Source organism: bacterium (assembly GCA_018814885.1).
Taxonomy (GTDB): Bacteria; Krumholzibacteriota; Krumholzibacteriia; order LZORAL124-64-63; family LZORAL124-64-63; genus JAHIYU01.
In genome coordinates this window covers 1-11,190 of sequence record JAHIYU010000181.1, presented here as the reverse complement: position 1 = coordinate 11,190, position 11,190 = coordinate 1, and the positions used below count along the sequence as shown (strand labels likewise).

Annotated in this window: 16 protein-coding genes; all 16 read left to right on the top strand. The window is 68.2% G+C overall.

From position 1 onward, the window contains the following. Positions 1-414 (top strand): S-adenosylmethionine:tRNA ribosyltransferase-isomerase (locus tag KJ554_14145; protein ID MBU0743470.1); only part of this gene is annotated, 414 nt, incomplete at its 5' end. Beyond that, positions 407-1,606 carry a tRNA guanosine(34) transglycosylase Tgt gene (tgt, locus tag KJ554_14140; protein MBU0743469.1) on the top strand — a complete coding sequence of 400 codons (1,200 nt, stop codon included), beginning with the start codon at positions 407-409 and terminating at the stop codon, positions 1,604-1,606. The genes KJ554_14145 and tgt, both read left to right, overlap by 8 nt. Positions 1,607-1,680: 74 nt before the next feature. Continuing rightward, positions 1,681-2,013 (top strand): preprotein translocase subunit YajC, encoded by a 333-nt coding sequence (yajC, locus tag KJ554_14135; GenBank protein ID MBU0743468.1) that lies wholly within the window; start codon positions 1,681-1,683, stop codon positions 2,011-2,013. Between the two features lie 3 nt (positions 2,014-2,016). Then, a complete protein-coding gene (gene def / locus KJ554_14130) occupies positions 2,017-2,550 on the top strand; it encodes a peptide deformylase (protein MBU0743467.1) in 534 nt (177 codons plus the stop codon). A gap of 1 nt (position 2,551) precedes the next feature. Further along, entirely contained in the window at positions 2,552-3,487 is a 936-nt protein-coding gene (gene fmt, locus KJ554_14125) for a methionyl-tRNA formyltransferase (GenBank protein MBU0743466.1), read from the top strand. Then, positions 3,451-4,839 carry a hypothetical protein gene (locus KJ554_14120; GenBank protein MBU0743465.1) on the top strand — a complete coding sequence of 463 codons (1,389 nt, stop codon included), beginning with the start codon at positions 3,451-3,453 and terminating at the stop codon, positions 4,837-4,839. The genes fmt and KJ554_14120 overlap by 37 nt, the downstream gene beginning before the upstream one ends. Continuing rightward, the gene (locus KJ554_14115; GenBank protein ID MBU0743464.1) at positions 4,836-5,561 is read left to right on the top strand and encodes a PASTA domain-containing protein; all 726 of its coding nucleotides are present in this window, start codon (positions 4,836-4,838) and stop codon (positions 5,559-5,561) included. The genes KJ554_14120 and KJ554_14115 overlap by 4 nt, the downstream gene beginning before the upstream one ends. 1 nt (position 5,562) lies before the next feature. After that, positions 5,563-6,210, top strand: a complete 648-nt coding sequence (gene rpe, locus KJ554_14110; protein ID MBU0743463.1) for a ribulose-phosphate 3-epimerase — start codon at positions 5,563-5,565, stop codon at positions 6,208-6,210. A gap of 159 nt (positions 6,211-6,369) precedes the next feature. After that, entirely contained in the window at positions 6,370-7,704 is a 1,335-nt protein-coding gene (gene ffh, locus KJ554_14105; protein ID MBU0743462.1) for a signal recognition particle protein, read from the top strand. A 109-nt stretch (positions 7,705-7,813) separates the two neighbouring features. Continuing rightward, the gene (gene rpsP / locus KJ554_14100) at positions 7,814-8,359 is read left to right on the top strand and encodes a 30S ribosomal protein S16 (protein ID MBU0743461.1); all 546 of its coding nucleotides are present in this window, start codon (positions 7,814-7,816) and stop codon (positions 8,357-8,359) included. 5 nt (positions 8,360-8,364) lie between these two features. Beyond that, on the top strand, positions 8,365-8,613 hold the full coding sequence (locus KJ554_14095) for a KH domain-containing protein (GenBank protein ID MBU0743460.1): 249 nt from the start codon (positions 8,365-8,367) through the stop codon (positions 8,611-8,613). Between the two features lie 5 nt (positions 8,614-8,618). After that, on the top strand, positions 8,619-9,152 hold the full coding sequence (locus KJ554_14090) for a hypothetical protein (GenBank protein MBU0743459.1): 534 nt from the start codon (positions 8,619-8,621) through the stop codon (positions 9,150-9,152). Then, positions 9,142-9,876: a tRNA (guanosine(37)-N1)-methyltransferase TrmD gene (trmD, locus tag KJ554_14085; protein MBU0743458.1), complete on the top strand. Its 735-nt coding sequence runs from the start codon at positions 9,142-9,144 to the stop codon at positions 9,874-9,876. The genes KJ554_14090 and trmD overlap by 11 nt, the downstream gene beginning before the upstream one ends. 50 nt (positions 9,877-9,926) lie before the next feature. Beyond that, entirely contained in the window at positions 9,927-10,283 is a 357-nt protein-coding gene (gene rplS, locus KJ554_14080; protein ID MBU0743457.1) for a 50S ribosomal protein L19, read from the top strand. Between the two features lie 56 nt (positions 10,284-10,339). Further along, positions 10,340-10,912, top strand: coding sequence for a ribonuclease HII (locus KJ554_14075; GenBank protein ID MBU0743456.1), 573 nt, complete (start codon positions 10,340-10,342; stop codon positions 10,910-10,912). 50 nt (positions 10,913-10,962) lie between these two features. Further along, positions 10,963-11,190 (top strand): YraN family protein (locus KJ554_14070; GenBank protein MBU0743455.1); only part of this gene is annotated, 228 nt, incomplete at its 3' end.

Here is an 11,190-nt window from a genome sequence, read left to right as displayed (position 1 = left end):
GGCGGCCGCGTGATTGCGGTCGGTACGACCGCCCTGCGTGTGCTCGAGACAGTGGCCCGCCTGCGCCTGGCCGATCGGGCGGACGCGCGCGCCGAGTGGCCCGACGATGCGACGCAGAGGCCGGTGTTCGCTGGCACTGCACGACGCGAGGCGGCAGGCTGGTGCGTGACCGGGCTGACACGGCTGTTCGTCATGCCCCCGGACGAGATCGCCGTGGCCGACGGCCTGATCACGAACTTCCACCTGCCGGGCTCGTCCCTGCTCATGCTGATCGCGGCGTACGCGGGCGTCGACGTGTGGCGGGAGGTCTACGGGCATGCGATCGAGGCGGGCTACCGCTTCTACAGTTACGGGGATGCCATGCTGGTGATGACCGCGGGGGGAGTCCCCGGGGAGGCGAGGCGGGATGAGTGAAGCCGCCGGCGAATTCTCCTTCACCGTGCAGCGTACCGACATCGGCGGCGCGGCTCGTCTGGGCTCGCTCACGACACCCCACGGCGAGGTGCCGACGCCCGTCTTCATGCCCGTCGGCACGGCCGGCGCGGTCAAGGCCGCGACCTTCGAACAGGTCTGGGCTACAGGCGCGCGGCTGATCCTGGGCAATACCTACCATCTCTACCTGCGCCCCGGGCACGGGCGCATCTCGGCGCGGGGAGGGCTGCATCGCTTCCAGGGCTGGGACGGCGCGCTGCTGACCGACAGCGCCGGCTATCAGGTGTTCTCCCTCGGCGACCTCAACCGGGTCGACGAGGACGGGGTCTCGTTCCGCTCGCACCTTGACGGCAGCCGGCATCGCTTCACGCCGGAGTTCTCGATGGAGATCCAGCTGGCGCTCGGCGCGGACATCGTCATGGCCTTCGACCACTGCCTGCCCTACGGCGCTGCGGCGTCCGCGGTGGCCGAGGCGGTCGACCGTACGTCGCGCTGGCTTGTGCGCTGCCGCGACGCCTTCGGCGCAGGCGGCCGCAACCGGGAGGCCCGCGCGGAGAGGGTCCTCTTCGGCATCGTGCAGGGCAGCGTGTTCCCCGCCGAACGGACGCGTTCGGTCGAGCAGGTCGCATCCCTGGATCTGCCCGGCTATGCCATCGGCGGCCTCTCGGTCGGGGAGCCCGTGACCGTGATGAGGGAGATGACAGCCTACACCGCGGCCCTGCTGCCCGCGGAGAAGCCGCGCTACCTGATGGGCGTCGGCTTTCCGGACGACATCGTCGAGAGCGTGATGATGGGTGTGGACATGTTCGATTGCGTCCTGCCGACGCGTATGGCCCGCAACGGCACGGCGATCACCCGCGACGGCCGGCTTGTCGTCCGCAACAGCGCCTACGCCGACGACGACCGGCCTCTCGACCCCGATTGCGCCTGTCCGGTCTGCAGGCGGCACAGCCGGGGCTACATCCGCCATCTCTTCGCCGCCAACGAGATGCTGGGTCCGATCCTGGCCACCCTGCACAACCTCCACGTCTACCAGGATCTCATGCGGGATCTGCGGGAGGCGATCGCCGCCGGTACCCTGGCCGCGTTCGCGGACGCCTTCCTGGCCAGATGGCGGGAAGGTGAGCAACGCCGCATCGCGGCCGCGCGCGACGCCGCTCCGGGTGGTCGTTGACGCAACCCGTGTTTGCCCGCAACGATCGCATGTGCCATGATATGGCCCGGCAATGAAACGAGAAGGAGCCGAGCATGATCACGGATTGTCTGACTTTCCTCGCCATGAGCCCCGCGCCCGGAGAGGGCCAGGCCGGTTCGGGACAGGGCGCCATGATGATGAACTTCCTGTTCATCGGCATGATGGTGCTGGTCTTCTACCTGTTGATCTGGCGACCCAACGCCCAGCGCCAGAAGAAGCACAAGCAGATGCTGGGCAACCTCAAGAAGGGCGACCGCATCGTCACCAACGGCGGTCTCTTCGCCACCGTGCTCAATGTCAAGGAAGACCGGCTGGTCTGCACCATCGCCGACGGCGTGAAGGTCGAGATCTCGCGCAGCGCGGTTTCCGGAGTCATCGAGCAGTAGACGATGCAAGCGAGGGCGTCCCGGCAACGCAGGTTGCTCCTTTACGGTGATTCGCGGCTGCGCATCCCCTGTCGGCCCGTTGAGCCCCGTGAAACCGGCCTGGACGAGCTGATCGGTCAGATGCGGCGGATCATGCACCAGCACGACGGCGTCGGCCTCGCGGCTCCCCAGCTGGGCGAGCCCCTGCGCCTGATCATGGCCTGGCCGCCGGACCGGCGCCCGGGCGGTCCCCTAGTGCTGCTCGACCCTGAGCTCTCGAGTGTTTCAGCCAGGACAGAGACGTTCGACGAGGGTTGCCTGTCTTTTCCCGGCATCTATCGGGCCGTGGTACGACCGGGCGTGGTGACCGTTCGCTACCGCGATCTCCGCGGCGATCCGAAACAGATCCGCACCGGTGGGATGCTGTCCAGGATCCTGCAGCACGAACTGGATCATCTGGACGGCGTGCTGCTCGTAGACCATCTTGGCGGCTGGACGCGCCTGGGCGTGTCCCTGCACATGGCCTGGCACCGTCTGACAGCGGGGAGGAAGGGTTGAAATGCGAGTCGTGCTGATGGGCTCCCCCGATTTCGCCGTGCCGAGCCTGGACGCCCTGGTCGAGGCGCGCTTCGACCTGCCGCTGATCGTGACCCAGCCGGATCGCCGCGCCGGGCGCGGACGCAATTTCGAGGAGACCGCACTCAAGAAGGCCTCGCGCAGGCATGGACTGGACGTGCTGGACTGGGGAGCCGGGGACAACGAACTCGTGACAGCACGGGTCCTCTCCCTCGAACCGGATGCCATCGTCGTCGTCGCCTTCGGCCACATCCTGCGCCGGCCGCTGCTGGAAGGCCCGCGGCTGGGTTGCCTGAACCTGCACGCTTCGTTGTTGCCGCGCTGGCGCGGCGTATCCCCGGTGCATTACGCCATCATGCACGGCGACCAGTGGACCGGCGTCAGCGTGATGCAGATGGAGGCCGGCGTCGACACGGGGCCCGTGCTGGCACAGCGCGCGGTGGGCATCGATCCCGACGAGACGGCGGGGGAACTCATGGCGCGACTCGCCGGACTGGGTGCGGACTTGATGGTGACCACGCTCCGCGGCCTGTCGTCCGGCTCCCTGGAACACCAGCCCCAGAACGAGACCGGGGCGGTCTATGCGCCCAAGCTGAACCGTTCTCTCTCGCCGATACGCTGGGAACGACCCGTCACGGTGGTGCACAACCAGATACGCGGATTGCAGCCCTGGCCCGGCGCCACCACCTTCCTGGGCGAGCGGCTCGTCAAGATCACGTCCGCGCGCCCCTACGCCATGGGCACGCTCGCGGCCGAACCCGGTACCGTTGTCGCGGCCGACGACGACGGCCTGCGCGTTGCCTGCGGCGAAGGCGTCCTTCTGGTGACCAGCTTGCAGAATCCCGGCCGCGTGCCCATGGCGACCGCGGAATTCCTGCGGGGATGCCCCGTAGAACCCGGCGTCCGTCTGTGCTCATGAGCGCCGATCCCATCCGTCGCCGGGCCTTGGAAAGCCTGATCGCCGTGGCCGAAGGCGGCACGCTGGACGAAGTGCTGGCGGAGGCCATGGATGCCATGGGCGACGACAGGGACCGACGCTTCCTGGCCGAACTGGTCCGCGGCACGCTCCAGTGGCAGGGACGCTACGACCACCTGATCGGACGCTTTTCGCGGCGCGTGAACGTCGTGCGGCGCGCGATCCGTATCGTCCTGCGCCTCGGGCTGCATCAGTTGCTGGCCTGCGACAGGGTTCCCGTCTACGCGGCCGTCGACCAGAGCGTGCGGCTGGCGCGCGAGGTCGGCGGCGCCAAGACCGCCCCCTACGTGAACGGGCTCCTGCACGCGGTGGCCCGGGAACTGGCGCAGGCCGGCGGGAACACCGATTCGTTGCGGGCGCTGTTCCCGGATCGCAACCTTGATCCGGTCGCGCATCTGGCAGCCTGGCATTCCCACCCGTCCTGGCTGATCGAGCGCTGGCTAGACAGGTACGGTCCCGACGGGACCGAGCGTCTCTGCGCGTGCAACAACCGCCGACCCCCGCTCGCCTGTCACGTGCTGCCGCCGGCGACAACCACGGCGGTCGCGGCGCGGCTCACGGCGTCCGGCCTCCAGGTACGGACCGGGGGTCTCACCGACCGCACGCTCGTTCTGGAGGACCATCCCTCTCGGGCCGATCTCCGGGCGATCCTGGCGCGGGAGCCGTCGCTCATCGTCCAGGACGAAGCGGTCCAGGCCGCGACGGGATATCTGTGCGCTGGCATCCGTGGGCCGGCCCTCGACGCCTGCGCGGCCCCGGGGGGCAAGACACTGCGTCTGCGGACCGCGTTGGGCGACGGCGCGATCCTGATCGCCATGGACCTGGACCGCGCGCGGTTAACCCTGGTGGCCGATGCGGCGACCAGGACCGGAATCGGCCCGGACCTCCTGGTCTCGGCCGATGGCCGGCTCGCTCCCTTCGCCGATCGTACCTTCAACACCGTCCTGCTGGACGGTCCCTGCAGCGGCACGGGTGTCATCCGCCGGCATCCCGAAGGGCGGTGGCGCGTCGGGCCGGACCTCTTGGCGCGGAGCGCGTCGCGTCTGTACGAACTGGCGCGTGAAGCCTTTCGGGTCACCCGTCCCGGGGGACAGCTGCTATATGCGACCTGTTCCCTGGAACCGGAAGAGAACGAAGGGGTTGTGGATAAACTGCGCGGGGAATATCCTGACCTGGTGCCGGCGCCCGCCGACGGCGCGGCGGATACCGCGTGGCGACGGACGTGGCTGCCGCATCGCGACGGTGCGGACGGCTTCTTAGCCGCCAGGCTGCGGCGACGGGAGGATCGAGCATGAAGGTATGGCAATTCATCCTGCTGCTGGTCTCCTTGGCGGCGGTCTTCGCCGTCGGCCTGGTGCTGTCCAACGCCCTGCTCGTGCCCCGTCTCGTGCATAACAACGCGGAGGTGCGCGTGCCGGATCTGACCGGACGCGCGACGGCCGACGCCGGCCGGGCGGCCGCGCAGGCGGGTCTTGCGGTCGAGATCGTGCGTGAGGAGACGCATCCCACTCTCTCGGCCGGCATCGTGATCAGCCAGCTTCCCGAGAGCGGCCACACGGTGCGCGAGGGCCGCAGCGTCGCCCTGGTCGTCAGCGCCGGACCGCCGGCGGGGCAGGTGCCCCAGCTGTCGGGCCTGTCACGGCAGCAGGCCGAGAACACGCTCCAGCGGGAATCCTACCGCGTCGGGCGGATCCTGCACATGAAACGCGACGGCTGGGTGGCAGCCACCGTCGCCATGAACTTCCCGCCCGTCGGCACCCGTACGCGCAAGGGAGGGGAGGTGGACCTGGTGATCGCCGAGCCGCCGCCGACGCCAGCCTATCTCATGCCGGACCTGCGCGGACAGGCGCTCTACGCGGCGCAACAAGCGATCGAAGGCGCGGGCTGCGTCATCGCGCCGGTCCGCTTCGAACGCGACCGGGACGTTCCGCACGGCACGGTGCTCGCGCAGAATCCGGTGCCAGGGACACGCATCATCAAGGGAGAGACCATTGAGCTGGTGGCCTCGACAAGGTGAGGTGGCGGTGTCGCCGTCCCTGTTGTCGGCAGACTTCACGCGACTCGCGACCGAGATCGGCGACATGACCACGGCAGGCGCGGACCTGTTCCATCTTGATGTGATGGACGGGCACTTCGTCCCGAATCTCACCTTCGGCCCCTTCATCGTCGCGGCCATCCGGCGCTGCACGGAGCTCCTGCTGGACACGCACCTGATGATGACCCGCCCCGACAGGTACATATCGGCCTTCGCCGAGGCCGGCGCGGACGCGCTGACGATCCATGTCGAGTCGGCGTGCGACGTGGCGGAGACCCTCGCGGCCATCGGTGAGCTGGGTCTGCGACGCGGCCTCTCACTCAACCCGGACATGCCGATCGAGTCCGTGCAGCCCTACCTCGGAACGGTGGATCTGGTACTTGTCATGTCCGTGCCGCCCGGCTTCGGGGGGCAGAGCTTCGACGTCGCCGCGCTCGACAAGATGCGTCGTCTGGTGGCCTGGCGGGACGCATCGCGGTTGGATTTCGCCATCTCCGTGGACGGCGGCGTGAACGACGAGACCGCTCCCGGGTGCCGGGACGCTGGCGCCGACATCCTGGTGTCGGGTTCGCATCTCTTCGCGGCGCCGGACAGGGCGGGCGCCATCTCGCGCCTGCGCGGGACGGGCTGAACATCATAAATCCCTTGCTCGAAGCCATTTCATGGGCTATCCTGTCCGATTGCCAGATGGGCCGGGCGTTACTGTGCGACCGCCCGTTGTTTTTGTGTGTGTCGGTCACAATGACTTGTGAAACGGGTGGTTAGAGGACCAGGCCGAGAGGACGAGCGGGTGTTCCAGGAGTTGACGAGCAGGTTGGGCGGCGCCCTGAGAAAACTCTCGGGGCCCGAGCGCCTGACCGAGCAGAACGTCAAGGATGTGCTCCGCGAGGTGCGCCTGGCCCTGCTCGAGGCCGACGTCAACTACCAGGTCGCCAAGGCGTTCGTGGCGAGGGTCGGGGAATCCGCCGCCGGACAGCGGGTCTGGGACAGCCTCACGCCCGACCAGCAGGTCGTCAAGCTCGTGCGGGACGAGATGGTCGCACTGCTCGGCGGCGAGACCGTGGAATTGAACCTGTCCCGCTCGCCAGTGGCCACGGTCATGGTCATGGGGCTGCAGGGCAGCGGCAAGACGACCTTCTGCGCCAAGCTGGCGCAGCGGCTGAAGAAGGATGGCCGCGCGCCCATGCTGGTGGCGGCCGACATCTATCGCCCCGCCGCCATCGATCAGTTGCACGCCCTGGCCGAGACGGTGGGGGTGCCGGTGCACAGCGACCGGACACGCAAGAACGCAGTCCAGATCGTCAAGCTCGGGCTGCGGCGGGCCAAGGACAACAAGTGCGACGTCCTGATCGTCGACACGGCCGGCCGGCTCCATATCGACGACACGTTGATGAACGAGCTCGCCGACATCGACAAGACGGTGCCCATGGACGAGAAACTGCTCGTGCTGGACGCCATGATCGGTCAGGAGTCGGTGACCGTGGCCCAGGAATTCGTCGCCCGCGTGGGCTTCGACGGCGCCGTGATGACCAAGATGGACGGCGACGCCCGGGGGGGCGCGGCCCTGTCCGTGCGCGAGATTACCGGCCGTCCCATCAAGATGGTGTCCACGGGCGAGAAGTTGGGCGACCTGGAGATCTTCCATCCGGATCGCATGGCCGGCCGCATCCTCGGCATGGGCGACATCCTGACCCTCATCGAGAGGGCCGAGGAGAACATGGACACCGACGAAGCGGAGGCCATGGCCGGCCGCTTCATGAACAACGAGTTCACCCTGGAGGATTTTCAGAAGCAGATCCGACAGGTAAAGCGCATGGGACCCCTGAAGGGCGTCATGCGCATGCTACCCGGCATGGACGGCAAACTGCTCGACAAGGCCAACGTGGACGAGAACCAGATGAAGCGCGTCGAGGCCATGATCAACTCGATGACCGTCGTCGAGCGCAGGCGCCCGGAGATCATCAACGGTTCCCGGCGCAAACGCATCGCCCGAGGTAGCGGGACCAACGTCTCCCAGGTGAACAAGCTGCTCAAGCAGTATCGCGACATGCGCCGCATGATGCGTCAGATCAACGCCTCCGGCGGCCTGGAGCAGTTCAGTCAGAAGGTTCTGGGCAAGCACTGACCGGTTTGTCAGTCCCGTCCCGGGAGACCATATTTCGCGGTTTCATGAGACGGTCGCGTCGGCCGTCCGCCAGGACCGTGGGCAAACGACACAAACCCGGAGGTATCGCGTGTCGACCACCATCAGATTGACGAGGATGGGACGCAAGAAGCGGCCGTTCTACAGGCTCATCGTCACGGACAGCCGCAACAGGCGCGACGGCGCCTACCTGGCCAACCTGGGCTACTACGATCCCTTCGCGGAGCCCTACGAGGCCAAGTTGCAGGAGGAGGAGATCCTGGCCTGGTTGCGCAAGGGCGCGACCATGTCCGAGACGGCCCGTACGCTCGTTCAACGCGAGGGCATCCTCTACCGCTGGGAACTGGAGCGACAGGGCCTCGACGCCACGGAGGTCGCCGCCAAGGTGGCGTTCTGGCGGGCGGACTTCGCCAGTCGCGAAGCTGACAGGACCCTGGCCAGGGCCGATGCCGCGCGCGTCGCCAAGGAGACCGAAGCCGTCAAGAAGGCTGCGGAGGAGGACGAGCGCAAGGCAACCGAAGCCGCGGCTGCGGCTGAAGCCGCCAAGACAGCCGCCGGCGAATCGGAAGCCGAGCCGTCCCGGGACGGGACGACAGCCGAGGCTGCCGACGCGGATGCGACCCAGGACGAGGGCTGATCGCCATGAGTGATGTCCTCGAATTGATCTCGTACATCGTCGTCAACCTGGTGGACCACCCCGAGGCCGTGCAGATCCAGAAGCTGGAGCGGGACGGGGAGGAGGTCTACCGGCTGAGCGTTCACGCCGACGATCTCGGCCAGGTGATCGGCAAGGGTGGACAGACTGCGCGTGCGGTCCGTGCGCTGTTGCAGGCCGTCGGTGCCAAGCGAAACCGTTACTACGGGTTCGAGATCGCCGAAGAGAACCAGTAGCCGCCGTGGGTGACCGGCTTCAAGGGGAGTTCGTACCCATCGCGGAAGTCGTGAAGGCGGTGGGGCTGCGGGGCGAGTTCAAGGTATATCCGCTCCTGGACTGGTACGAGCCGCTGCTCGGGTCCCCGTACCTGGTCTGGGACGACGGCGCGGCGCTCGAGATCCGGGGCAGGCGTACCAGCGGCAACTGCCTGGTCGTCAGCGCGGCGGGCTTGACCGACCGCGACGCCGCGGAAGGGACGATCGGCCGCTCGGTGGGCTTCCTCCGGAGCCGCTATATCGAGACGGACTTTCCCAAACCACCCGGTGGCCTGCCGTTCCGCTATCTCGGCCGCGAGGTCGTGACGCTGGCGGGAGAGAGCGTCGGCAAGGTGGACGAGGTGCGTCGGCACGGTCCCCAGTTCACGCTGGTCGTGCCGGGAGTCGGCGGCGAGACGTTGATACCCGCGGTGGCGCAGATCCTCCTTCCCGACGAGGGGATGACCGGCCCGCTGGTGATCGATCCTCCGGAAGGGCTGCTGGATGTCGCTGGCGATTAAGGTACTGACCCTGTTCCCGGACATGGTCCGGTCGGTGCTCGGCGCCAGCATTCTCGGGCGCGCCGCCGCGCAGGGACAGGTCACCTACACGGTGGCCGACATCCGCGACCATGCGGTCGATCGTCACGGGACGGTCGACGATTACCCGTACGGCGGCGGTCCCGGCATGATCATGATGGCGCCGCCGGTGATCGAGACCGTAGAGGCCGTGCGGGAGGACGAAGCGGCGCCGCTGGTGCTGATGACCCCCCAGGGCGAGACCCTGGACGAGGCCTTGGTGCTGGAGCTGCTGGTGGCGGCGCGCGCAGCCGGCGAGCTGATCCTGATCTGCGGGCATTACAAGGGCGTCGACCAGAGGGTCGCGGACATCCTGCGTCCGCGGGAGGTCTCCATCGGGGATTACGTGCTCACCGGCGGGGAACTTCCCGCGCTGGTGCTGATCGATGCGCTGGTCAGGCGCCTGCCGGGCGTCCTGGGCAACAGCGATTCGGCGGACGCGGACAGCTTCACCACGGCGCAGGCCGGCGGGCTCGATGGCTGCTGGTACACGCGCCCGGCGGAGTTCAGGGGGCATGCGGTGCCTGACATACTCCTGTCCGGGCATCATGCGAAGATCGCCGCATGGCGCGAGGCCGAGGCCAGGGATCGGACCCGCGCGAGGCGGCCGGACCTGATTGACGACGAGAACGGACCGACGGCCGACGGCGGCGAGTCGGAGCGATGAACCATGCGAATGCCGGCCCGGCGCCGGCGCGGAAAGCTCAGGAGGCGACGATGAGCAACATCATCGATTCTATCAGGCAGGAAAACCTGCGCGACGACCTGCCCGAATTCAATATCGGAGACACGATCCGGTGCAAGATGCGCATCAGCGAGGCCGGCAAGACCCGCGTCCAGAATTACGAGGGCGTGGTCATCGCGCGCCAGGGCACGGCCAACGAGGCGTCCATCACGGTGCGCAAGATCTCCAGCGGCATCGCCGTCGAGAGGGTCATCCCCGTGCAGAGCCCGAACCTGACCGGTATCGACGTGGTTCGCCGCGGCCGCGTGCGTCGCGCCAAGCTCTACTACCTGCGCGGCCTGACCGGTCGCAAGGCCCGTATCCGCGAGAAGCAGTTCGGCCGCAAGTGAGTCGCCGGGACGACAGTCTCGCCGGCTTCGACAGCGCGTACTCCGGCGGAGGCCGCTTGCGTATCGCCGGCGTCGACGAGGCGGGCCGCGGCTGCCTGGCGGGCCCCGTGGTCTCCGGAGCGACCATCCTGCCCCCAGGCTGGTGCCCCGAAGGCCTCGACGACTCTAAGCGGCTTTCGGCCGCCAAGCGCGACTGCCTCTACGCCTCGATCCTGGAGGGCGCCCTCGCGTGGGGCGCCTTCGCCGTCTGGCCCCGCGAGATCGACCGCACCGACATCCTGCGCGCCAGCCTGAAGGCCATGTCGGGCGCCGTGGGGCTGCTGGGCGCGAGCCCGGACCTCGTGCTGGTCGATGGGAACCACGCGCCACCGCTCGACTGCCCCTGCGCCTGCATCGTGAAGGGGGACGGGCGTAGCGCCGCGATCGCTGCGGCCTCGATCGTCGCCAAGGTCGTGCGCGACCGCATCATGGTGGAACTTGACGCACGTTTTCCCGCCTACGGTTTCTCCGCCCACAAGGGATACGGCAGTCCGGGCCATCTGGCCTCCCTGGCCGAATGCGGGCCCGCCAGCGTCCACCGTTTCTCTTTCCGTCCCGTGGCCGGATTGCGTCAATCGAGCCTCTGGTAGGACTCTTGCTGCCGATCCGCAGCCTTCCTCCCGGAAAGCGGAGTCCGGCGATGTCACGCGACAAGCAGATCCTGGGCAGGCTCGGCGAGAGCCTGGCCCGCCTCTATTACGAGTACGAGGGCTACGGCGTCCTGGCGACGCGTTTCCGGGTCCGGGAGGGAGAACTGGATCTGGTGGTGCGGCGCGGTCCGGATCTGGCCTTCGTCGAGGTCAAGACACGGCGCGGCGAGGCCTGCGGCGTGCCGGCCGCGGCGGTCACGCCCCGCAAGCTGCGCCGG